General features: G+C 41.2%; 16 protein-coding genes and 1 pseudogene. 4 read left to right on the top strand and 13 right to left on the bottom strand.

Features of this window, described 5'->3' with window-relative positions; genetic code table 11:
* Nucleotides 1-7 precede the first annotated feature (7 nt).
* A complete protein-coding gene (locus tag Q7674_RS15530; protein WP_045063106.1) occupies nucleotides 8-1,690 on the bottom strand; it encodes a phosphoethanolamine transferase in 1,683 nt (560 codons plus the stop codon).
* Between the two features lie 370 nt (nucleotides 1,691-2,060).
* On the opposite strand from Q7674_RS15530, the gene Q7674_RS15525 reads away from it, so the two are divergent.
* Nucleotides 2,061-2,534 (top strand): GNAT family N-acetyltransferase, encoded by a 474-nt coding sequence (locus Q7674_RS15525; RefSeq protein ID WP_045063107.1) that lies wholly within the window; start codon nucleotides 2,061-2,063, stop codon nucleotides 2,532-2,534.
* 13 nt (nucleotides 2,535-2,547) lie between these two features.
* A complete protein-coding gene (locus tag Q7674_RS15520; RefSeq protein ID WP_045063108.1) occupies nucleotides 2,548-3,321 on the top strand; it encodes a phosphotransferase enzyme family protein in 774 nt (257 codons plus the stop codon).
* Between the two features lie 559 nt (nucleotides 3,322-3,880).
* Here the strand turns inward: Q7674_RS15520 and Q7674_RS15515 are convergent.
* From Q7674_RS15515 to torC, 8 genes and pseudogenes are all read right to left on the bottom strand, one after another.
* The gene (locus tag Q7674_RS15515; protein ID WP_045063109.1) at nucleotides 3,881-5,623 is read right to left on the bottom strand and encodes a Kae1-like domain-containing protein; all 1,743 of its coding nucleotides are present in this window, start codon (nucleotides 5,621-5,623) and stop codon (nucleotides 3,881-3,883) included.
* On the bottom strand, nucleotides 5,620-6,165 hold the full coding sequence (locus Q7674_RS15510; protein WP_045063110.1) for a HyaD/HybD family hydrogenase maturation endopeptidase: 546 nt from the start codon (nucleotides 6,163-6,165) through the stop codon (nucleotides 5,620-5,622). Before Q7674_RS15510 ends, Q7674_RS15515 begins: the two co-directional genes overlap by 4 nt.
* 5 nt (nucleotides 6,166-6,170) lie before the next feature.
* On the bottom strand, nucleotides 6,171-6,914 hold the full coding sequence (gene cybH, locus Q7674_RS15505) for a Ni/Fe-hydrogenase, b-type cytochrome subunit (RefSeq protein WP_045063111.1): 744 nt from the start codon (nucleotides 6,912-6,914) through the stop codon (nucleotides 6,171-6,173).
* 11 nt (nucleotides 6,915-6,925) lie between these two features.
* Nucleotides 6,926-8,629 carry a nickel-dependent hydrogenase large subunit gene (locus Q7674_RS15500; RefSeq protein ID WP_008987220.1) on the bottom strand — a complete coding sequence of 568 codons (1,704 nt, stop codon included), beginning with the start codon at nucleotides 8,627-8,629 and terminating at the stop codon, nucleotides 6,926-6,928.
* A 3-nt stretch (nucleotides 8,630-8,632) separates the two neighbouring features.
* Nucleotides 8,633-9,769 carry a hydrogenase small subunit gene (locus Q7674_RS15495; RefSeq protein WP_305422763.1) on the bottom strand — a complete coding sequence of 379 codons (1,137 nt, stop codon included), beginning with the start codon at nucleotides 9,767-9,769 and terminating at the stop codon, nucleotides 8,633-8,635.
* A 455-nt stretch (nucleotides 9,770-10,224) separates the two neighbouring features.
* Nucleotides 10,225-10,872, bottom strand: a complete 648-nt coding sequence (gene torD, locus Q7674_RS15490; protein ID WP_008987218.1) for a molecular chaperone TorD — start codon at nucleotides 10,870-10,872, stop codon at nucleotides 10,225-10,227.
* A 130-nt stretch (nucleotides 10,873-11,002) separates the two neighbouring features.
* Nucleotides 11,003-13,531 (bottom strand): annotated as a pseudogene (gene torA, locus Q7674_RS15485) (trimethylamine-N-oxide reductase TorA).
* Between the two features lie 94 nt (nucleotides 13,532-13,625).
* Nucleotides 13,626-14,792 carry a pentaheme c-type cytochrome TorC gene (gene torC / locus Q7674_RS15480; RefSeq protein WP_008987216.1) on the bottom strand — a complete coding sequence of 389 codons (1,167 nt, stop codon included), beginning with the start codon at nucleotides 14,790-14,792 and terminating at the stop codon, nucleotides 13,626-13,628.
* 202 nt (nucleotides 14,793-14,994) lie between these two features.
* On the opposite strand from torC, the gene torR reads away from it, so the two are divergent.
* Complete coding sequence (gene torR / locus Q7674_RS15475; protein WP_005368225.1) at nucleotides 14,995-15,708, top strand: two-component system response regulator TorR; 714 nt, start codon at nucleotides 14,995-14,997, stop codon at nucleotides 15,706-15,708.
* A 572-nt stretch (nucleotides 15,709-16,280) separates the two neighbouring features.
* Here the strand turns inward: torR and panP are convergent.
* From panP to Q7674_RS15460, 3 genes are all read right to left on the bottom strand, one after another.
* A complete protein-coding gene (panP, locus tag Q7674_RS15470; RefSeq protein WP_045063112.1) occupies nucleotides 16,281-17,948 on the bottom strand; it encodes a pyridoxal-dependent aspartate 1-decarboxylase PanP in 1,668 nt (555 codons plus the stop codon).
* A gap of 159 nt (nucleotides 17,949-18,107) precedes the next feature.
* A complete protein-coding gene (locus Q7674_RS15465) occupies nucleotides 18,108-19,079 on the bottom strand; it encodes a DUF2860 domain-containing protein (protein ID WP_045063113.1) in 972 nt (323 codons plus the stop codon).
* A 433-nt stretch (nucleotides 19,080-19,512) separates the two neighbouring features.
* The gene (locus Q7674_RS15460) at nucleotides 19,513-19,743 is read right to left on the bottom strand and encodes a hypothetical protein (RefSeq protein ID WP_052679865.1); all 231 of its coding nucleotides are present in this window, start codon (nucleotides 19,741-19,743) and stop codon (nucleotides 19,513-19,515) included.
* A gap of 425 nt (nucleotides 19,744-20,168) precedes the next feature.
* Between Q7674_RS15460 and Q7674_RS15455 the strand changes: the two genes are divergently transcribed.
* Entirely contained in the window at nucleotides 20,169-21,419 is a 1,251-nt protein-coding gene (locus Q7674_RS15455; protein WP_045063114.1) for a patatin-like phospholipase family protein, read from the top strand.
* A gap of 114 nt (nucleotides 21,420-21,533) precedes the next feature.
* Here the strand turns inward: Q7674_RS15455 and Q7674_RS15450 are convergent, their stop codons facing one another.
* Entirely contained in the window at nucleotides 21,534-23,930 is a 2,397-nt protein-coding gene (locus tag Q7674_RS15450) for a VolA/Pla-1 family phospholipase (RefSeq protein WP_305422756.1), read from the bottom strand.
* Nucleotides 23,931-23,937 lie beyond the last annotated feature (7 nt).

Genomic DNA, 23,937 nt, shown 5'->3' with positions numbered 1-23,937 from the left:
GTGTTACTTAATTGTTGTTTTTCGTAACTTCAGTTGCAAATTTATTACGACATTGGCTGAAAATATCTAATTGCGCTTGGTATTCTTGGGTACTGACATCCATCACGCCCAACATGGAATGAAAGATATTATCGTGAGAGTAGGTACCTGTTTTTCTAGCCGCTTGTTTTAAACACGTATAGTCAATATTTTTAGTTTGTTGAAAACTTGGTGACATCCATACCATTAACGGTACTTTGGTTTGGTATTCAGGGGCAAAGCGATAGGGAATACCATGTAAATACGTGCCGTTTTCACCGAGTGACTCACCATGATCTGAGATATAAACCAGCGCGGTATTATATTGCTCATCCAGTTGCTTTAGTTTGTCGATCATTTGGCTGATCACGTAGTCAGTATACAAAATCGTATTATCGTAGCTGTTGATGATTTGCTCTTGGCTACAGTTTTCAATATCAGCACGTGGGCAATCAGGTTGGAATATCGCTTTATTTGACGGGTAACGTTGATAGTAAGTAGGACCGTGACTACCGATTAAATGAAGCGTGATCATGCGATTACCTTTTAGATCTGCGATATCTTGATCGATATTTTCAAGTAGCGCCATGTCGTAACAAGTTGAGCCATTACACATATCATCCTTACGGGAACGATCTATCTCGATCTTAGTAATATTTTTCGCCACTGATTTATCACCACCATCGTTCTCTTTCCATAGCTGAGAAACGTTAGCACGTTGCAGAATATCAAGTAGGTTATCTTGGTTATCCGCTTGTGAGCGATTGAAATTATCTCGGGTCATATTGGCAAACATGCAAGGTACTGATACTGCTGTTGCTGTGCCACACGCTGTTACGTCTTGAAACGAGATTATATCAAGCTCACGGGTATAAGGGTTGGTGTTGCGGTGATAGCCATTTAATTCGTAATTCTGCGCGCGAGCTGTTTCACCTACTACCATGATCATCAGTGTTGGTTTTGTTTGTGCTTGAGCTAAGGTAGCGTCACTTTGTTTAGCATCCAAACCTATTTGCTTATAAGGTTGTGGAGTCGTGAAGTAGGTGTCTTTTACATATTGACTAGTGCTGTAGACAAACTGAGTGGGAATAATCACCTTTTTTAGATAGCTATTATTACGTCCAACCGAAGCGTAATCTTGGTAATACGCAGCCGCAATTAATCCAACCACCACTAATGAAATAAACATTGATACAAACTTGGCTGTAATAAATGTAATAGGGTTTGTTATTGGCTTGATTGGCAGTTTATAGATAATCAGCGCGGGTATCACGCCGATTAGTAGTGTCCATATGACAGAGTATAAGCTGAGATATGAACTAGCTTCACTGCTGTCTGTTTCCATGATGTTGATAATCATATCGTAGTCAAACATGACACCGTAATTAAATCCGGCATAACTCACTATGCTTGATAAAATCAGCAGGATAATAAAGAACGGTTTGCTTATCTTAGGCCAGCTAAATAGTGAAAAAAGAAAGTTTAAGCTGGCGAGAAAGAAAAGCGGGATCGTGAGTACAAAGCCAAGTTTGACGGTTTCAAGTTGACTAAATATTCCAATCAGTGCTTTATATACAGGTAGATTTACTACCACTGTAAAATACAGTGCGAGTAGGAAAGTAAAGGTGACATAGGACATACCACCAATAAGTTTTTTCTTAATCATATTCATTGTTTATTTCGAAAGGCTGCAAACCAAACCGATGTAAATAAGCGGAATGATTTCCTTTTGTCTCCACGTCGTTAATCGCCGTAAGTTATAAACACTGAAAGGTGAAAAAAATGTTGAAACGGTTTATCTCTGATTAATCAACGCTGATGCCATTTGTCTCATTTTTGATACGTGCTCTATTTAGCTTAGTTGCAAATCTAGAGAGTGTTTATACCAAACGAATGAGATATTGCGGCAGAATTGTAAAGCTCGTTATGTTGGGACTTTATAACTAATGGGTAAGTCGATCTTCACTCGATAGGATCATGTTAGAAGCCGTATCTTCAAGGAATATCGTTGGTGATGCAGATACGATGAAAAGGAATTTAACATGGATATTAAAATTGGTGACTTAACACACCCACAAGTCATTCAACTGTTAATGGAACATCTAGAAGATATGTATGCTACATCGCCTGCTGACAGTGTTCATGCGTTAGATTTAGATGCTCTTCAGGCAGAGGATGTGACGTTTTACACCTGCTGGAAGCAAGATATGTTGCTTGGTTGTGTTGCCATTAAACGTCTAAATGCTGAAAGTGCTGAGCTGAAATCAATGCGAACGAAGATTGAAGCACGAAATCAAGGGGTGGGGGCAAGGTTACTAGAACATGTATTATTTGAAGCCAAGAGCATGGGGTTTAAAACCATTAGCTTAGAAACAGGTTCACATAATTTTTTTGAGTCAGCCTGTCGTTTATATGAAAAGTTTGGTTTTGAATATTGTGAGCCATTTGCTGACTACTTACCTGATCCTCATAGCTTATTTATGTGTTATGACTTTAAGCATTGGCAGCAAAGTTAATTAAGAGAGTGAGATGGAAATACTTTCTGGCGGGCGTGAAAACGCAATTTTCAAACGTAATGATACGGTTGTTAGGCCGTTAAATTCGTATTCATCAAGTATTCATTTGTTACTTCAACATTTTGAAAAACAAGGTATTGAAGGCGTTCCACGGTTTGTTGCTATTGATGGCGACAATGAGGTTGTCACCTTTGTTGAAGGACAGACCGTGAACTACCCATTATCAGGAGCAGCAGCATCAGATGCAGCAGTGAAAAGTGCAGGGAAGCTACTGAGATGCTTGCATGATGCATCGGTTGGATTTATTGCAGATGCAAGTTACAAATACCAACAATGGATGCTACCTGTGCGTGAGCCTGTAGAGGTAATGTGCCACGGTGATTATGCACCTTATAATGTTGCATTAGTAGGTAATGAGGTGGTGGGTATTTTCGATTTTGATACTGCTCATCCTGCACCAAGGTTATGGGATCTTGCGTATGCTATTTATTGTTGGGCTCCGTTTAAAACCCATGTTTATGACAAATTAGGAGAGTTGCCAGATCAGATTTATCGCGCCAAGCTATTTTGTGATGCATACGGTATGACAAAAAGTCAGCGTCAGCAATTGGTAGCGACGATGATTGAGCGACTACAGGCTCTGGTTGATTTTATGAAGCAACAAGCGACTGAAGGGAATACTCAATTTATTGCAAATTTAGCGGATGGTCATCATTTGAGTTATTTAGCTGACATTGACTATTTACAGCAGAATGGCAAACAAATTATTGCAGGTTTAATGGAGTGATATTTTTTTGACGGCTATTTGTTTGGTATTGTTGTTATTAAAGGATGTAATAAAATCGTAATTTTAAACAAATAATGAAGCATTTTATGTTTGTTTTAGAATAACTCACTACAGCAACTCATGAGCATTTCATCATTAACGGTTATGTCCTTCGGGAATAAAAAAAGCCTCATTAAAAAATGAGGCTTAATAATCAATAGATTCAGATTATTTACTGGCAAGGAGCCTAAATATTAGCTAGGTATGAATCTAACTTTATATGATTAGGCGATAATTTCAAAACAGATAATAATCGTTTTGAGATCTTGGTACATGCATATATAGATAATTGTATTTATTTGCTCTTAATTTTGTACAAAATTAGTAATTAAGGTCAAAAAAATGACAGGCAGGGTTGTTATTTATCAAGAATAAACTATTAAGTACAATAAAAAATGAAATTATAATTTATAAAATAAACTGAATTTAATAAAACTTGTGGTCTTTTTTGGTTTTTTATTAAAGTTTTCTATTAGTAAATAGAAACGTCTCTTTGATCCGTCAAAAAGACGTTATTAAATTAGCGGCGACGCATTTTTAAATACAAGGCGCCAGCACTTAAGTTACTACCATCCAGCTCTAATTGACGATTCACTGTGATGTTGAAGTTTTTACCGACACGAAGTGATAAACGTTCTGTTAATACTTCATTGGCAAAGTCGCTACCAGCAAGAACAACTGCTTTAACGCCTGTGGTCTCATCAATACGTTCAATCCAGTTTGCTATGTAGTCTGCCAGTGAATCCATGATGCCAAAGGCGAGTTTGTCTAACTCGGATTCATCGACCACTAAACGGAAACTCATTAAGCTGCCTAATGTTTTCGCCCATTCAATCGTACGCTTACCATCAATCATATCTAATGAGTAATCAACACGATGACCTTTTTGACCGCTGTTTTGTAGTGCTTTGGCAATTAAGGCATCATTTAAGTATTGAATACTATTTGTACTAGAAGTCGCTAAGCCCAAAATTGTTGCGGCAACGGCAAACAAGCCAGTTAATTGGTTATAACATTGGCTAATGTCGATTTGGCTTAATGCTTGATAACTTTCAGGCTGCGCATCTTTAAATTTGGCTAATATGGTCGCTTGTTCACCATCAGCCATTGCACGAATAATCTCATGACCTGTATGAGGTAGGCTCGGTAGCACTAAGAAACTATCGGTACGAGTAAACTTATCTTGGCTAACAATTTCACCTGCCGCATAACGACCAAAATAAATCACCGTGGTATTACGACCATTACCTGATTCAATATTGCCACCATGTAAAGCGCAAATCGGAAGTGCATGTGCAGGCACATCATTGGCATGTTTAGGCTGGTGGTCGAAGTGAATACGACGTTTATGCCAGTAAGCATTTAGTCCGTTAATGCACGCTTGATCGTGCAGAGGCTCTAGCGCTTTGATAGAAACGGGTAGGGACACTTCTGGATCACTGTCGATCTGACTCCAACCGTTTTCAATCCAAGTGATCAAGGGTTGCCAGTGGTTGGTGTCAAGGTATACATAATCAATACCTTGCTGACGTAATACCTCGGTCAGTACTGTAAGAACACGATTGTAGCTAAAACATAAATCGTACAGTGGTGCATGTAATTGCTGATGTTGCGCTTTAGGTTGAACCGTTACTCGTGGTTTTTCTAAGCTAGATAAGGCCAACACATGTGCTGATGGGGTAATAAAGTGCATTGGCACTGTATTGGGATTACAAACCAGCACTTGTGGACGTTTCTGCGACGAAGTAGAAACGGGTGATGTACTTAGCTGAAATAGCTGATGTTTACCTTGCTCGTTGGTTAAGGTGAAAATCACCGAACCATTACTGATCACATCATCAGCCCACGCTTTTACTTGATTAAAGCTAACCGCAGCAGGTAGACGCTTTTCACCGTGACAGCATGCGCATGGCAAGCTTAATTCACCAAATTGTGGCGATTGGTTATCACCTAATAATGGCTCACAATGTTGGCAGAATGGTAATTGATGCGAAGTATTTACCAGTGGAACAACGCCACCTTCACGATGGCTAATTTCTTCTACTTTGGTGTCTAATAACCAGATAGACAGTAAGAAATCATGGGCAATTTTATCGGCTAAAGCTTCTAATTGCGCTTGCTCACCCACAGCTTCAATAATGTAGCGATTCTTGACGAAACCGATAGTGATTTCATACGGCTCATTAGCTAAATAATCGTTACATAACTGGGCGTAAAACGGGACTTGGCGAGAGCATTTAAATGAAAATTGGATTAATTTCATGCTTCCACACCTCGCTTATAAGCCGTTGGTATTAAACTATTAATTTCGATGTTATTGATGCGCTCACAAGTCACACCTAGCTCACGCAAATGATTAAGAATCGCAGACTCCATGACAGGGATCGCAGCGTGAATTTTCGGTGTTAAGCCCATGTGCATTGGCTCTAATACGGTAGGTGTTACACCCAGTACAAAAGTTTTAGGGCGATCGCCGACCAATTCCATCATGATCAAGGTCTGCAGCATTTCAACTTCATGGGCACTGCCTTGCCAATCGATCTCGGCTGGCGCTTTATCAAAATCAAAGAAGTAGACTTCACCTGCATCAACGCCTGCGGCATTAACGGTATCAATCACTACCAAGTGATCGTACTGGGTCAGGGTTGGAATTAAACTGTGAGCAAGGGTACCGCCATCCACGAGATCAATCTGATGTTCTGGATGTGAAAAGCGGTAGTTTTCGGTGAGGTAATTGACGAAATGTACGCCGACACCTTCGTCGGCGTACAAGACATTGCCAATACCAAGTAGCAATATCTTCATTAGTGCTAGTGGCCTTTATGGTCAGTATTTGCGTGGTGTGCGTGATGTTGAACCGGGTGTTCACCGTGGTTCTCTTCTTTCACATGCACAGGGTGGTAGTCGTAACCTGACATGATGGCGTCAGCTGAGCCATTACGGAAACGGATGCCTGTCCAAATCACCATGTAAACGTGGATCAGAACGAACACAATGAATGCCCAAGTCACGATATGGTGCCATTCACGAACATTCGCTAAACCACCCATCGCGTACGTTACCCATTCAGCAGGTTGCCAGAATAGGCCGCCCATACCTAAATGATAAACGTTGGCATACAGGGTTAAGCCCGTTACACACATGAAAATAGCGGCAATAGAAATACCCGCATAAACCACTAACTGTAATGGGCCGTATGCGCCATGGTGAGGCGGTTGACCGATCCAGAAGTAGGCTTTGATCTGTTTAATCCAACTTGTCGGACTGACTGCATCTTTCACCGAGCGACGCTCAACGTTACTGCGACTAAAGAAGAACAAGTAAGCACGAATTAAGGTGACTGCGATTAACACAAAACCAAGAACTTCATGTGCAAAACGGATCCAGCCTTGCTCTAATACGTTGGTGCTATCTGGCGCAACCAAGAAAGGCCACGCAATGTAAAAGCCCGTTGCAATTAAGCCAAAAATGGCAAAAGCACGTAGCCAGTGACAGAGACGTATAATAAAAGAGAAAACATAGGATCGTTTGTACAACACTGTATCTGTTGACATAAATTCCTTCCTTACATCGCTTGTGCAGGAATACGGAACTCACTCAAAGATTGGCCTTTGTAATCCATCACGTGTACAGAACACGCCATACATGGGTCAAATGAGTGGATCACACGTAGCACTTCAAGTGGCTTAGTTGGATCTTCTAGCTTCAAGCCAACTAAAGAGGCTTCGTAAGGTGCAATTTTGCCGTTACCATCAATTGGGCTTGCGTTCCATGTGGTTGGAACAACAGCTTGGTAGTTTTCGACTAAACCATCTTTAATGCGGATCCAGTGACTTAGCAGGCCACGAGGCGCTTCAATTACACCCACACCTTTGTACTCTTTAGCTGGATCAATAGTTGGTTCAATGTAAGTGGTTTGATCTGAATTTAGGTTGTTCACCATAGATTCAAAGGTGGTTAAACCGTTACGAGCAATGATCAATGTATGCAGCATACGTGCAGCAGTACGACCTAATGTAGTAAATAGGGCACCTGCTGGAAGACCTGTTGTTTTTAAGAACTCGTTAACCACAGGCACTACGTATGGGTTACCTTTTGCGTAGTTCACAGCGATAGTCGCTAGTGGACCTACTTCTACTGGCTCGCCATTGTAACGTGGTGATTTAACCCAAGAGTATTTGCCAGCTTCGTTAATGGTTGGACGCTTACCTTCAAGAGTGTCACGTTCAATGAACGGCGTATGTTCAGGGATGGTTGTACCATCGTAAGGGTGCTGTGGCTTATCTGCGTTGTACCATGAGTGAGTCACATCTTCAGCGATCAGGCTTAGATCCACATCTTCTGCTTTAGTGATGTCTTTATTGCGGATTACACCGCTAGTGAATAGATGGGTTTCTTCGTTTAGCTGAATAGACTCGCTACACATGAAGGTGCTGATGTTACAGCCACCAAGAACACTTGGCTCTTTACCAAATGCAGAGGCTGCCATCAAAATATCAGCTTGGTATGCACGTTCGATAAACTCTGCAACGTGGGCAAACTTCTGTTTAAACTCTTGTAGACGCGCAGGATCTAGCATGTCACGAACACAAGTCACACCACCAACAACAATTGATTGTGGGTGAGGGTTCTTACCACCCCAAATAGCCATCATCTCAGCACCAACACGCTGAACTTCTAGTGCTTTAAGGTAGTGAGATAGACCAATAAGGTTCTGCTCTGGTGTGAAAGCGTAAGTTTTATTGCCCCAGTATGCGTTAGCAAACGGACCTAACTTACCTGTGTTTACTAGGCCTTGTACTTTCTCTTGTACAGCGCGTAGTTCACCTTCGCCTGCCGCCATTGGTGTTTTCGACCACTTCATTGCTTCTTGTGCAGCTTTTGCTGGGTCTGCACTTAGAGCAGACACCACATCAACCCAGTCAAGGCCGTGAAGTAGATAGAAGTGCACAATGTGGTCGTGCATTTCAAGTGAGGTTAAGATCAGGCTACGAATGTATTTTGCGTTAATAGGCACTTGCGCATTGATTGCATTTTCAACCGCCAATGTGCCGCATAAGTAGTGAGATGAAGTACATACACCACAGATACGCTGCATTAATAGACCAGTATCGTAAGGCGTACGGCCTTTCATGATGATCTCTAAACCACGGAACAGGGTAGAAGAGGCGTATGCTTTTTCAATAACGTTGTTGGCATCAAGTTCAACTTCGATGCGTAAGTGGCCTTCGATACGAGTAATGGGATCGATTACGACACGCTTGCTCATGAATTATTCCTCGACTTTCTTTGCAAAAATACTACTTACTGCGTGAGCACCAATACCCACAGCGGTAACGCCTAGTGTCACTGCGCCAATGGTATCGGCAGTGGCATCTAAACCATGTAATGGCTTACGGCTTAATGGCTTCTCGAAGTACGCCATTTCATCCCAGAAGTCTGGTTCTGAACAACCAATACAACCGTGACCAGCAAGTACAGGCCAGCTAGTGTGTGCGTTGAAACGCTCAGTAGGACAGTTGTTGTAAGTGTATGGACCTTTACAACCCATCTTAAATAGGCAGTAACCTTGTTTAGCGTTATCGTCACCAAATTCAGTCACGAATTCGCCAGCATCAAAGTGACCACGACGTTCACAGTTATCATGTACACGTGCGCCATACGCCCACTTAGGACGGTTGAACATATCAAGGGCAGGAAGACGACCAAACATGATGTAGTACATTAGTGTACCTGTGATGTTGGCAGGGTTTGGCGGGCAGCCCGCAACGTTAATTACAGGGCGATCAATCACAGCACCTACGCTTTTCGCATAGGTTGGGTTAGGGCGAGCCGCTTGTACACCACCGAAAGAAGAACAAGTACCAACACAGATAACCGCAGCTGCATCGTTAGCCACACGCTTGATCAGTGACATACCAGTTTCAGCTTTGCTACCAAGCGTAAGATAAATACCGTTATTAGCAGTAGGAACTGCACCTTCTGCTGCTAATAGGTATTTGCCTTTGTACGCTTTCATTGCATTTTCTAGGTTTTCTTCAGCTTGTTGACCAGCCGCTGCCATGAGTACTTCTTGGTATTCAAGAGAAACATGTTCAAACAAAAGGGTACTAATATCAGGTGTTGTTGTACGAGTTAGAGACTCTGAACAACCAGTACATTCCGCAAGGCTTAGCCAGATAAGAGGCACACGATCTGAAAGCTCAGCCGCTTCAGCTACCATGGTGCTAAAAGGTAGGGGTAAGGCGAGAAGTGATGTGATGGTGGCACTCCAAATCATGAAGTCACGACGGGTAATGCCATTTTGTTCTAATTTATCTTTGAATGATTCCTCACGAAGAGGTTTCATTGCTCGTAACTCAGCAAGGCGTTTTTTGCCAAGTTCGAAAAGGGCTGCATGCGAGTCCATCTATCAACCTTGTTTATAAAATAATACTTATGCGCTATGGGTATAGCGTGAGAATTTTAGGAGGATAGAGGAGGGAAATGATTGATCTACATCAGATTTTGATTTTTTGTATGACAATATAAAAAATCAAAAATGACGCTATGCATAAATAAGTCATTGATATTGTTAATGAGAACTTTTTGTATTAACCGTGATGTTTATACAAGATTTAACTTATTGAAATTATGGGATTATATAAAATGTTGGAATAAGTTAATCGGTTAGTTAATGTATAAAACTTGCTTGGCTATGCAACATAAATCTAAGATAAAAAATGAATAATCAGCCTGACGAACAACAAGCATGAGCAATATTAGAAATGTTTTGCTTTTTATAGCAATTAATTGCTCATTAAAAGCAAAAAACCTCAGCGATAAGCCGAGGTTTTGTATTCCGAGCGTTAGTGATGTAAAAGATTACTCACCAGCAAGGAAGGCTGCATCAAGCTTACAGAAAGCTAAAAGCAGGTTAGCAGCTGCTGCATAGAAACCAAATTGGTCACGGTTTTGGCACTCTTTTACGAATAGCGGCAACCAGTTAAGCAGCATAGTATTAACGAAAGAAAGCTGCGCTTGCATTAGCTCTTCACGCTTTTCTTCTGTTTCTTGTTGGTTAGCCATGATGATCAGATTTCCCATGAAATCTAATTCAACCGCAAGGTGATCGGCTGGCTCATTGAACTCTTTACGCTGCGCAATCGCGTAATCGTTCATTAGCACGTTCATATCTTGTGCTGGTTTATCGTTAAGTAAACCTGATGTACCCACATACATAGACGCATACGGTAGGGCACCTGTTTTCGGTGTACTTAGGAATAAGCCACAGAAATCAGCTGCAAGTTCTAGTTGCTCATCTGGGCGAGAGTTAGATTGATTAATGGCGTCACGGAAAGCTTCAACAGGTGCTTTTAATTCCTCTGTCATGCCTAAACCTGAAAGGAATGTGTACATTTCACCGCCGTGGTATTCATGCAGATCCGCATCAGTGAGTTCGCGTGCGAACAATGAAGACATCCACCAGTAAATTTCTGCACGTTGTTCGTTGAAAGCAATAAATTCTTGCATTGTCACTCCAGACACATAAAACACATTCAAATATAACCTAACGCATTATATTGGAATCTATTTTAAAAAGGTGAAATAAAGGCGATGAATTTTCGTTCATCGCCTTATTTTATTTAACTAACTCGTTAAATTATTTGTCCATTGCAGGGAACAGTGGGTCGATACCTTTTTCGTAGATAGGACCGTTAAAGCCTGTTACCGCTGGAACTGTACCCGTGTACTTCTCGATTTGAACTAGGGCAGCAGCTGCTGATGTTGCTTGCGCTAGGCTAGAAGTACCGATGTCTTCTGTTAGTACGTTTGGATCACCGTAAGTACAGATAGTGCCTGCTTTACCGCCTTCTAATGGGCTGTACCATGCACCTTCTTGTAGACGACAAACACCTGGTAGGTAATCGTCTGTTACTACAGCGCCCGCAAGCACTTGACCACGATCGTTGAATACACGAACGATGTCACCTGATTTAATACCACGTGCCGCAGCATCTTCAGTGTTCATGAAGATAGGCTCGCGATCCGCAACAGCGTAAGTTGCGCGGAAATCAGTTGATGAACATAGCTGTGAGTGTAGACGATCTTTCGGGTGCGTACTCTGCATGTTGATCGGGAAGCGATCAGAGCGAGGACCACCGTGGCTACGTTCAGTCTTTTCAAACCACATTGGGTGACCTTGACAGTCTTTGTAACCCATATCTGCGATAGTCTTACAGTAGATTTCGATCATACCTGAAGACGTACCTAGTGGCTCAAGGTCAGGTTCTTTACGGAATGATTCGTGGCGAACCCACTCTTTACCCGCAGGAAACTCGATGAAACCTTCACCATCCCAGAACTTCTTGAAGTTAGGCATACGAACACCTAGACCACGACCTTGCAGACGCGCACCGTTGTAGATCTCTTCAATGATTTCCATTTGCGTCTTACCGCCAGTGAATGCTTCTTCGCGGTCAAAGCGAGAACATAGCTCACGGAAGATTTCGAAATCATCTTTAGATTCGTACATAGGCTCAACAATCTTACGTAGGGCAATAATACCTGCGTTAGAGTGGTTACCGTATTGTTCGATGTCGTTACGCTCGTATGTAGTTGTAGCAGGTAATACGATATCTGCAAAACGACATGTCGCTGTCCATTGGTGATCAATCGAAACAACAGTTTCTAGCTTAGTCCAAGCTTTGATCATCTTGTTACGGTCTTGGTGGTGACCAAATGGGTTGTTACCACTGAAGATAGCCATCTTCATGAATGGGAACTTCACTTTCTGACCATTGTAGTTGATGGTCTTTCCTGGGTTGTCGATACAGTCAACAAAACGCGCTACAGGAATGAAAGTAGAGTAACCGTTGTAAGAACCGTTATGGATTGGGTCAATACCAGTTACACCGCTAAAGCCTGACATTAGTGGGCCGTTAGACGTGATAGAACCTGCATCGTTGTAGTGCCAGCCGAAACCGAAACCACCACCAGGTAGACCGATTTGACCAAGCATTGCTGCAAGTACTACTAGCATCCACGCGTACTGCTCGCCGTGCTGCATACGCTGTAGACACCAGCCACCGATGATTTGTGTACGACCGCTTGCCATAGTGCGAGCAAGTGCACGGATGTCATCAGCTTTAACGCCACAGATCTTCTCTGCCCACTCAGGGTTCTTAACAACACCGTCAGTCTTACCAAGAACGTAAGGCATGAACTTATCAAGACCTGTTGTGTAATCAGCAATGAAGTCTTTGTTGTATAAGTTTTCAGTGTATAGCGTGTGCGCAAGCGCAAGCATTAATGGAACGTCAGTCTGTGGGTTAACACGGATCTGCTCACCACCAACGGCTTTTTGCGTGCTAGAAACCACTGGATCCACGTAGATCACTTTGATTTCTTTGTTCTTCACTTTCTCTGCAAGTTGCTCATAGTATTGGTATGGGCTGTGGTCAGGTACTAACCAACCAACTTGTAGGTTCTTAATTGGGTCAGATGCCCAAATAACGATAGTGTCAGAGTGCTCAAGCACTAGTAATCATGAAGTTTGCTGTTCGTAAACTTCCATTGCACCAGCAACGTAAGGAAGAATTACCTGAGCTGCACCAGTAGAGTAGTCACCCATCTTACCAAGCGTCGTACCGTGTAGACCGATACCACGCTTCATCATAGTACCTGCGTTATGCAATTTACCTACTGACTGCCAACCTGTGTGACCAGAGTACAGTGCACTTGGGCCAAAGTTGTTCTGAACACGTTCCATCTCATGGTAGAAGAAGTCTAGCGCTTGAGACCATGGCACACGTACGAAACGGTTATTACCACGTTGGGTTGTGTCAGACTTATAGCCTTGCTTTAACCAATCGATACGAACCATTGGGTATTTGATACGAGCAGGGTTGTAAACCACTTCACGTACCGCTTGGATCATATCAGTTGGGTTTTTGTCTTTTTCAAATGGTGTTGTTTCAGTCCAAACACCATCAACTACTTTAGCGCGGAAAGCACCCCAGTGAGAGCCTGATAGCACTTCACCAGAGAAAGCAGCTTTTGCTTCTTCAGCAGCCATTGCCTTGCGTGGTGCAAGTAGGCTAGTACCAACAACCGATGCAGCACTTGCCATAGCAAGGCCAGATAGGAAGCGGCGGCGTGAAATGCCTGTATTATTCGTTTGAGTCGCCATATTTTTGGTCAATCCTTAAACTTTAATTTTTATCAATGGGGCGGGGACTAGGGACGTCCCCGCCTATCATTTATTCGTTTATTGGCTCGCGGGATTAGTGCGCGCCTGCACCGCCTGTATCGCTACCGTGGTTCTGTAGGTATTTAAGTAGCGTACGTTCTTCAGTCTTAGACAGACGGTAGTATGAGCTCATGGCTTTCAGACTTGCGATCCAGCCATTTGCAGTAAAATGGCCTGGCGCTGGCGCCGCGTGACAAGCGTTACAAGTAGAGCCGTACATTTCTTCTGCGTAGTTCCAGATTGGCTGGATGCTATCGATCATGTCAGCTTTAGTGATCCAAGCTTGTACAGAAACGTTTTGCCATACGATGTCAGTCGCAGGATCTGTTTCTTCTTTAACAATCTTCTCGTTCGCTTTGATGTCGCCACGGATAGTTGCTTTGAATACACGTTTACCCATGTACTCAGTCATTACACGGCCTTTACCAGATTTCTCTAACCAGCCATTTACTTCAACTTTCAGCATGTCGCCTTTACGCTCAAGAACAGTTACTTCAGAAGCAGGTAGTAATTTACCTTCTGATTTACCGTTAGCGTCGTCAGTTGCGAACAGATCTTTCTCACCAAGAGAGTAAAGTTTGTCTGCTGTTGCACCTTGTGCAGTTGCTTCAGCTTGAAGGTTTTGGAAATCCTTCTGGAAACCGCCTGCCATGTTTGGTAGTTCGTGTGCAATACCTTTGTGACACTCGATACAGTTCATGTTCTTAGCTGCAGCTTCTGTCATTGCTTTCGCAGCTTCAGGAGACTGCTTAGCGTGGTCCATTGCAGAGTAGTCGTGACAGCTCTTACAAGTTTTAGAGTTGTTGTCAGACATACGCTTCCAAACAATCTGAGCAAGCTCTAGGCGGTGCTCTTCAAATTTCTCAGGTGTGTCAATCTTCTTAGTGATGTATTGGTTGTATACATCTTTCCAAGCGCCAAGTTTACGTTGAACAGCACCTGGAAGGTCTTTAGGTTGGTGACAGTCAACACATTCAGCACGTACACCTGAAGCGTTTTTGAAGTGTACAGATTGCTTATATTCTTCGTAGTTCTGCTGCATGGTGTGGCAGCTGATACAGAATTCAGTTTGAGAGGCGTGTTCAAATCCCTTATGCACAGCAAAAATGCCCGCAAGGGTGATACCAATACCAACTAGTACAAGTGCAAGAACAGAGTACTTGCTGCTTGGCTTAGTCAACATTTGCCAAAGTTTTTTCATGTTGAAAGATTCCATATAAGAATGAATGCACACCGTAGGACTACGGTGACGTTATAAATTTTATGAGGTAATCTTATGTCCACGATGTGAATAAGGTTAATGCCACGAATGAATAGCAAACTCAGGTTTATGACAAATTGTGAATAACAGCTGTTTGTGCTAACGTTTCGTAAGAACACCTAAAAAACTAAAAGAGACAAACATGACTCATCACGTACTTGTTGTGGAAGATGAAATTGTTACCCGTACTAAACTGGTAGGGTATTTCGAGAACGAAGGATATAAGGTTAGCCAAGCGGATAGTGGCGCACAGATGCGAGAGATCATGGCGACCGAAAAAATCGACCTCGTCATGCTTGATATTAACCTTCCCGGTGAAGACGGTTTGATGCTAACTCGTGAGCTTCGTAGCCGCTCAGAAGTGGGTATTATTTTGGTGACAGGACGCACAGATAGCATCGATCGAATCGTTGGTTTAGAGATGGGTGCAGACGACTACGTTACTAAGCCTTTCGAGCTTCGCGAACTGCTTGTTCGAGTGAAAAACTTGTTATGGCGCATGACCTTAGTGGAAAAAGCTCGCGACGAAACCATGGTCGAAATGCAGGAAGATAACATCATTCGTTTTGGTGAATGGCAGTTTGATATTAACAAACGCGCACTGACTCATAACGGCTTACCTGTGAAGCTAACTAAGGCTGAATATGAGCTATTAGTTGCTTTCTCTTCACACCCAAATGTGGTGCTAAGTCGTGAACGAATTTTGAACATGTTAAGCCATCGAGTAGAAGCGCCAAACGACAGAACCATCGACGTTTTGATTCGTCGTATGCGTTCTAAAATGGAATTAGATCCGAAAAATCCACAGATTTTTGTGACAGTTCACGGTGAAGGTTATATGTTCGCTGGCGATTAATTAGCCGCAAATCATACACTGTTCTCACTTTATCGCTCTTAAGTGAGTGAAACATTTTGAAATAAAAAGGCCATGTCATTTGATGATATGGCCTTTTTTGTAGAAGAAAATGAGCTAATTTCTTGATCGAAATCAATTAAGGTAAATATATTTTTTTGTGCAATTTTTATTCAAAATCAATAACTAAGAATTACTCGTATTTAAATTCGATTATTTAAACTCTTTATTAACAATGGTGATAACAACCTAGAATCATTTGGATTCATTGCGTTTAACATTGCGAAAATTAAATGTCATTTTGTTAATAAGAGAATTTATTGATCGCTGTTCAAAAAGAGACTTTGAATATTTATAAGGAAATGAAGAAACACTATGCGAGGGATAGAAGTAGAATATTGACCTCACAAATCAGTTATTCATACTACAATAATGCACTGTTAATAGTTGATTTGCAGATTATTAATAAAGCAGACATACAATTTTTCGATTGTTAATAGGTAACAAAATGTAAAAAGCCCAGAAAATCTGGGCTTTAACGCTAAATATTGCAAATTTTTATATAGAAAATCGCGCTAATTATTAAGATTATCATCTCTTTTTAGCATTATTTGGTCTGTTAAATTCACCAGTTCAGGCAAGCTAATGTTACTTTCCTTCGCTAACTCACGTTGATCATTGAGAACATCTTGCAAGATAGTATTTGTGGTTAATGGATTAGCCAGAACAACACGGAAAACCGTGGTGATTTTGTGGTTCCATTTCTCTGGTGTAATACGTGTACGTGATACAAATGTCTTGCCGGATTCACGCTGTCGTTTTTGGATAAACTGCGTCAGATCATTAAGCAGTTCTAACAGGATTTCACGCTCTTCGGGTGTCGCAATTTCTAATGCTTGTTGAGTACGTTTTGGCACGTAACGATAGGTGAGCAAGCACAACTCAGGCTCCGTCACTAATTCAAAGTCATCTTGTTGCTTGATGAGATCGGCAAAGTAACGCGCCTTTTCAATACTGTTATTGATCAGCAATTCATAACCTGGACGGCTTATGATATTTAAGCTGGCATATAGCAACATTGCCATACCACTACGCGACCCTTCGAGTGTATGGCTACCTAAGTCTTTTGAACCTTTACGAAGAATGTATTCCGCATGATGCTCAATCGCTGTCATGAGCTCAGGGTTCTTAAAGATCACCATACCTGCGCCCATTGGAATATAAAGCTGCTTATGAGCATCAATAGTGATCGAATCTGCGCGTTCAATACCTTTTAGTAAAGGACGGTATTTGTTCGACATTAAGGTTGCGCCACCCCAAGCGGCATCAACGTGGAAGTGGCATTGATGTTCTTCAGCGATGTCTGCAAGTTGATCTAAGGGATCAATGTTGCCTGTTTCTGTAGTACCAGCAATGCCGATAATAGCGAAAGGCTTTATATTGCGTTGCTTAAGATCAGCGAGGGTGGTTTGTAGGTGAGCCAGATCGACACGGTTATTGTCGTCTGTTTTTATTGAAATCAAACTGTCACGACCAATGCCTAATACATCGGCTGCTTTCTTTAAAGAATAGTGACCACGTTCGGAAACTAAAATGGCTAAATCATCATAACCATAATGTTTCATTGCTCGGAATAAACCTTCTTGTGCGACACCTTTAAATTCACCATCCGGTTTTAACACCGTATTACGCGCTACCCATAGGGCAGTGATATTAGCGATGGTGCCACCTGAACAAAAAGCTCCTAAGGAATGGTCAGCACTGTGCATCCATTGCTGATAGAAACTTTCATTTTCATTAAAGATGAGCTTATGAAGCATCCCTAATACTTGGCGCTCTAGTGGAGTAAATGCTTTCGATGTTTCGATTTTGACGAGGTTTTGGTTCAGCGCAATCATGATCTTTGAAAGAGGCATCATGAAATAAGGTAGGGCGGAAGTCATATGCCCAATGAAGGTAGGCGCTGATGTGTGCACAGATTGGGATACCAGTTTATTTAATAGTAACTGGGTGTGCTCTGAGACAAAACTCGGTGTTTCAGGAATAGCAGGATCAGAGAAGTCTTTCTCTATCTCGAGCAGAGGCTTTTCAGTCGCAGCAATGTGTGTGCGTAAAAACTCATTTAAGTTTTCTGATAGCTCTTTTTCGATCATCCCTAAGGTGGAATCAGGGGCTTCCGGTACTGTAAAAATGCGGTGCAACGATTCCTGCGATGCATCGGCAGTGCGATTATTAACAGCCATAATACTCAGTAACGTTTCTTTAACTTTGGTAAAGTGCTGTTAATCTAAAGGAAAATCCAACCTATGTCTCGTAAAATTTATGGCTCTGTATCATAACGGAGCCATAAATTACGTTTATAAGACAATAAATAAAGGGAATACTTATTGTGTTGAAACTCGTTAGAAGTGGTAGTTCATACCTAAACTAACAAGCATAGTATCAGCATCGTAGAAATTGATATTAGATTGTGTGGTGTTATAACCCACTAGAGATACAACGCCCCAATCCTTCCAACCAAATGGTTGCTTATATTCGTAAGCAAGGAAGGCACCGAACTGGTTATCATCTTGTTTTTTATTGAAGATAGGGTTTTCCGCATCAAACAGGGCTTTTTTATAGCTTAATGTAAAGGCAAGGCTTGAGCGTTGGAACAGCTGAATAAAGGTTGCAGAGCCACCAAATACATCAGCAGCCATTGCTTTGCCTGAAGCATCAATTTTTGTGTAATTTAACGCACTACGAAGCATCTGGGTTTGACTTAGTGGTAATAGATGGCTTCCTTCAATGAAGAATATATCTGAATTACGATCAAGCAGTTGTTTATTAACCGCAAAGTTTTCACCACTTTTCTCTTCATCAAGATCGTACTTACCATAAGCACTATCAACAGAGAACATCGAACCTGCAATATTATCTACTTTTATACGCACAGCCTTAATGTGGCTACCTGTTTTTTCTCTCGCTTTATTAGTTACGTACGGATCTTGCCAAGTTTTGATATCCAATAAACCTGGAATATAACTTACAGATAACGTACTACCGTTATCCATTTTCTGGCGGTAACCAAGTTCAGCGTGAAAACGACCTAAAGCAACATCAGAGCGATCTGTACCAAAAAAGAATTGCTGCTTTGCATTATCTAGCGTGTATGAAAGAGTGCCTAATGGTGCAACGATTGTTGAGCTTTGATCTTTACCATGGGAATCTAGGTTTGGCGTTGTAGCATTATCGTCACTAAATTGAGAATTGGTATTAGTGTAGGCTGCCATTAGTGAAATATCACCGCCAAAGCCTGGTGTCCAATCAGCAGGCTTGGCTACAGAATTAAAACTAGCAAGTGCGGTAACTAAACCAAGATAGATCGGTTTCATTATGAGTGTCCTTTTCACCAATTATTTCATTACTTCAAGCAGTGAATGAAATACGGAATAAAAATAAAATTACAATATAGATCAATTTTATCGTAGTCAGACTTTATAAAAAACTAGGCAATCGGAATTTATTTATTACAGACGAGATATTCAGTCTTATTCGTACTGGCAAAATAATGCCCCTGTTTGGTAATAAGAGCATTTTTAAGATTACTTACATGTAATAGCTGCTAAACGCTGCATTTTTTCATTATAAATATTCAACGGCTTTTTAATATCGGCTGGGTACGTTAATCAATTAGCAAACGCACTACGCACTCATTTTATTGTGATGTGGTTTGGTTTGGCGATCGTTAAACGCTTTTTTTGGCGTTTGTCCTAATGCGGTGTTTTGCTGTGATAGGGCTTTCACATCCTGTTGCGATAATTTCAGCTATGATTCAACAGAAGAGTCTAAATTTAGATGTGTGGCATCATTGGTTAAATACCAATCAAAGGCTTCACGGTTTAATTCAAAATGGTTCATTCTTCCTGGCATAAGCCAATCACTGACTTCTTTTAAATCTGGGTGCTTCTGTACCGTAAGTTCCACCAGATTTTTATACCATTCTAGAGAAGCGTCAACGTACTGATGATATTTATCACTTAAAAGTGCTTCTAACACAAGAAAATGATGGAGTTACTTCTACTATGTTGTCTAAGGATAATCAGTGACGGCTGTAACAAACTTGGAGCAAGTTATACGGTATTGATATTTCTGTGATAATTATCTTAATTCGACAGAAATTAAATTGATAACATCTGTGTAACATGCCTACACTTAGGTTAACAAAATGTTACGTATCCAACAGGGATAAATAAGGAGTTGAGCATGGAGCAAGACTTAAAACTTGCTGTAGTGACAGTAACACTGACGTTATCGACTATTTTTAGTTACGCCATCGTTGCGTTAACAGCTTAAAACTTTGGTAAGTAAAAGAGATAAGTTTGAGGTTTATCTCTTTTACTTGTTAAGTGCTTATTCATTTTAAATACTCAGCTAAGTTAGTATATTTACGTCAGAATGTTTTCTAACCTGTGGGGAGAGAAATGAATTATCTGCCGTTTAGTTTGAGTTCTTTTGATAAAGAATCGGTATCAGCTTTTTCGTCACATATTTATGCCTCACAACATAAGAAAATCGCTTTAGTTGTTCAGGGCGGTGGTCAACGCGGCATTTTTACTGCAGGGGTACTAGATAGTTTTCTTGAACACCAATTTGATCCCTTTGCTATGTATATTGGCACTTCCGCAGGGGCGTTGAATCTTTCTTCTTATATTAGCCGCCAGCATCGTTTTGGTTATCAGTTTATTCAAAACTACACCACAACCGACAAATTCTTTAGCTTGTATAAATATTTAAGTAAACAGCAGCCGATGAATCTGGATTGGGTGCTGCAAGTGGTTTCTCCATCGGGCGAGTTGCCGTTAGATTTTATTACCGCTAAGAAAACATTGCGCTATCGTGAAGCTTTTGCCTGCGCAACGCGTAAAGATACGTTGCAAGATATTTATATGCCAATGTATCAGGAGAACTGGCGAGAAGTGTTGCGTGCCAGTTGTGCGATCCCTGTGCTATATAACTTGCCTGTAAACCTTGATGATTTGGAATGGGTTGACGGTGGTGTTAGTGCTGCTGTTCCGGTTAAAGAGGCATGGCATAGAGGGGCCGATTTAGTTGTTGTTATACGTACCGAGCCATTAGAGCATGAACGGGAAGAAGAACGAGGGATCTTTGAAGACTGGCGTGAGAGTGTGGAGTTATATTTTCCATATTACATAAATAAACTCAGTTTAAATGAACCTGTTGATCGCATTAAAACGATCCATCAGGAGTTAACTGGTCGATTTGAACAATGGCGTGAGCAGTACCGAAAAGAAGACATCATTGATGAGAATAAACGTCATATTCAGGATGAATTAACGCATTTAAAAACAAAGAGTGATGAAAAAGTAAAACAATCTATCTTTGGAAATAAGAGCTGGTTATCCCATATTAATATTGAGCGGTTATTAAAGCTGGCAGGGCAAAGTAATAATATTGATGTAATAGAAATGCTCGCCAAATATTATAAAACCTATCAAGACATGAATGAATTTTTGGTTGAACCACCGACAGGTTTACAGGTTATTCAAATTGCACCAGAAAAAGCACTACATAGCCGCGCATTATTAAGCAGTGGTGATGATTTGGAAATGGATTATCGCGAAGGGAAAATAATCGGACGTAAGTTTGTACATTGTTTCTCTCAAATATTGAATGAGAGAAGCAGTTTAATGCAGCGCTTACGGAAAGAGTAACTGTCATTATTAATTAGAATAAAAAGAAGCCTTGGTATTCCTCTTTAATCGAAGAGAGAATTACCAAGGCTTTGTTGTATCCAAGCCTTGATAAGTAGCTTGGATATATCGATATTAGCTATTTAAGAAGTTCGCCATATCGTTTTGCATTGTTTTGGTGGTGGTATTCGATGCTGTCGCATCTAGTAGCGAAGTATGTGTACCATTCAGATACTCTTTCCAAGCTTTGTTCCCACCTTGCTTTGTTAAACCTAGTTGTTTGATCAGTGGTTCTGTACCTGTAAATGGTGAATACGGTAGCTGAGATGGCGTAGTGATATTTGGAATAGTTGAATCACCTTTTACCATTTGTACAAACACTGGTAATGACTGCGGGATACCATGAGCCATATTGATTGGATCGACCGGATCCATGACTGTTTGAGCTGCATAAGCAAACTTAACGAAATTTTGTGTCCATTGGGCTTTAAGTTCAGGATGCTGCTTTTCATAGCCTTCAACATTATCGACGTAACATTTACTTAAATTTTTATGCTGACTGTCTTGTGCTTCATAACAGGTTTGAAGTATTTGCAGGAACTTACCTGTTTCAATGACATACGGTGTAATCTCTGTTGGGCTAGTAATGGTTCCTTGTAATACACCAGCTTTAATCAGGCCGCTAAAACTGCCTGAGTTCATCAGTAGGTAAGGAATTTCAGCCCCTGGGTTTGCCAATGATAATTTGTTAATAGCAAAGTATTGCTGATCAAAAGCAGGGTTCATGGTTGGGCGATTAGCAATATTACCAACGTTTGTACCCACGATTGCACCTAGTGAGTGGCCTGCAAAGCTGACGCCATTATTAGGATTAAGCATGTCTAATGGTGATACGTCTTTAGGATTAGTACCATCATTTTGTTTTTGCTTAATGCCAGCAAATAATTTACCAATAGAGGCACGTAGGTTTATCACATCAATGGTGCTTTGGCGTAAGTTATCACGGGCAACCGTTAGGTTTTCTAAGTTTAAGTACATCGATGGATCAGTTGAGGCATTTTCGTATTGAGTATTGCCGTTTGCGTCCGTGATATGAATACCACGATCTTCACCATGTAGAGGTTGATTAATCGCAAATATCGCACGACATTGATCACCGATAATACTTTCAGCCAAAGAGGGTAAACCTTCACTATGCGCTGTTAATACACTTTTATCTGCTGTAACGCCATGTTGGAAAATAGTCACATTGTTCGCACCAAGGCTTTGACACTTAGGATTGTTAGGTAATACCAAGGTGTAATTAATGGTTTGAACGGACTTTAATTCAGGTACAGCACTGTAACGGGTGATAATGCGTTCAGGGTCGAGTTGCTTACCATTTGCTAAGGTGATTTTTTTACCCATTAGCTTAGTCAGTACTTCAACTTGTGTTTGTGGGTTGGTTGCGACCTCTGCCATATCTTCTGGTGTTACACCAAAATCAGACAATTGACCTAAAACGGCAGAGTTATCAGCATCACTGCCATTAGTTAATACATACTTAATTTTTGCAAGACTTGGCATACCACTTTGCCAAGGTGTATTCATAAACTTGTTCGCACGAATATCCAAGTAATAAGGTAGTGAAAGCGTACCTTGATAGATGCTGATATTCCCCGTGACCTTATCTTTATCTTCAATTTTCGTTGGTTCAGAAAAGGTAAATAGATTATCTAGTTGTTCATCTGTTACGGTGCTTGCAATAGCAGATCCTTGCCATACGTTTTTAGCCCCTAATTGCATCGCTTCTTCGGTTGCCATTTTAGCTGCAAATAACACATCACCTGATGAGAGGGTAGTAAACCAAGTTGAGAAGATAATATTGTCACGATTGACATCGACTTGCTCAAATTCAGCTTCTGTCGCATGGGTGATCTTCTGCGCTGGCACTAATGCAGCAGCTGGTGGCGTACTATCAGCTTTTAATAAAGCGTATGAGTTACTCATACCTACCGCTTCGCCATTCACATCTTTTAGATCATCAGTAACAGCGAACATGTAGTTACTTGATGGTTCTAGAGGCTTAAGCAGCATAACGATCAAGCTATTGCCAGAAACCGTTACCATGAAATCCCCATTTTGTTGGGATAACAGTGTTGGCTCCGTGGTATCGTCAGGATTAGTTGGATCGCCTGATTTGATTAAGTAAAAGCTATTTGCGGCTGTAGTAGCATCAAGCGCCTTACCAGTGAAGTTAATCGTAATCGGTTGGGTTGTGCTCCAACCATCAGTTTGACCCATTGCGATTTCAGGTGTTGTCGCACCTTCACGGGTTGCTAGTGTACCATCTTGTACATCCATACCTAGGTAGCTAGGGATCACAATCTTCTTGTTTGCAGAAAGCAGATCGAAATCGACTTTAGTTTCCGCTTTCAAGCTGTTTGCAATATCAGGATCAACGGTTGGTTTCACCGTTGTTTGACTACCGCCGCCACAACCAACAACGCTTAATGCTGATGCAATAACCAAGGCAATTGAATTAAATTTCATGTTATAT

The sequence above is a fragment of the Photobacterium leiognathi genome (assembly GCF_030685535.1).
Taxonomy (GTDB): domain Bacteria; phylum Pseudomonadota; class Gammaproteobacteria; order Enterobacterales; family Vibrionaceae; genus Photobacterium; species Photobacterium leiognathi.
This window is presented reverse-complemented; position numbering and strand designations above follow the sequence as displayed.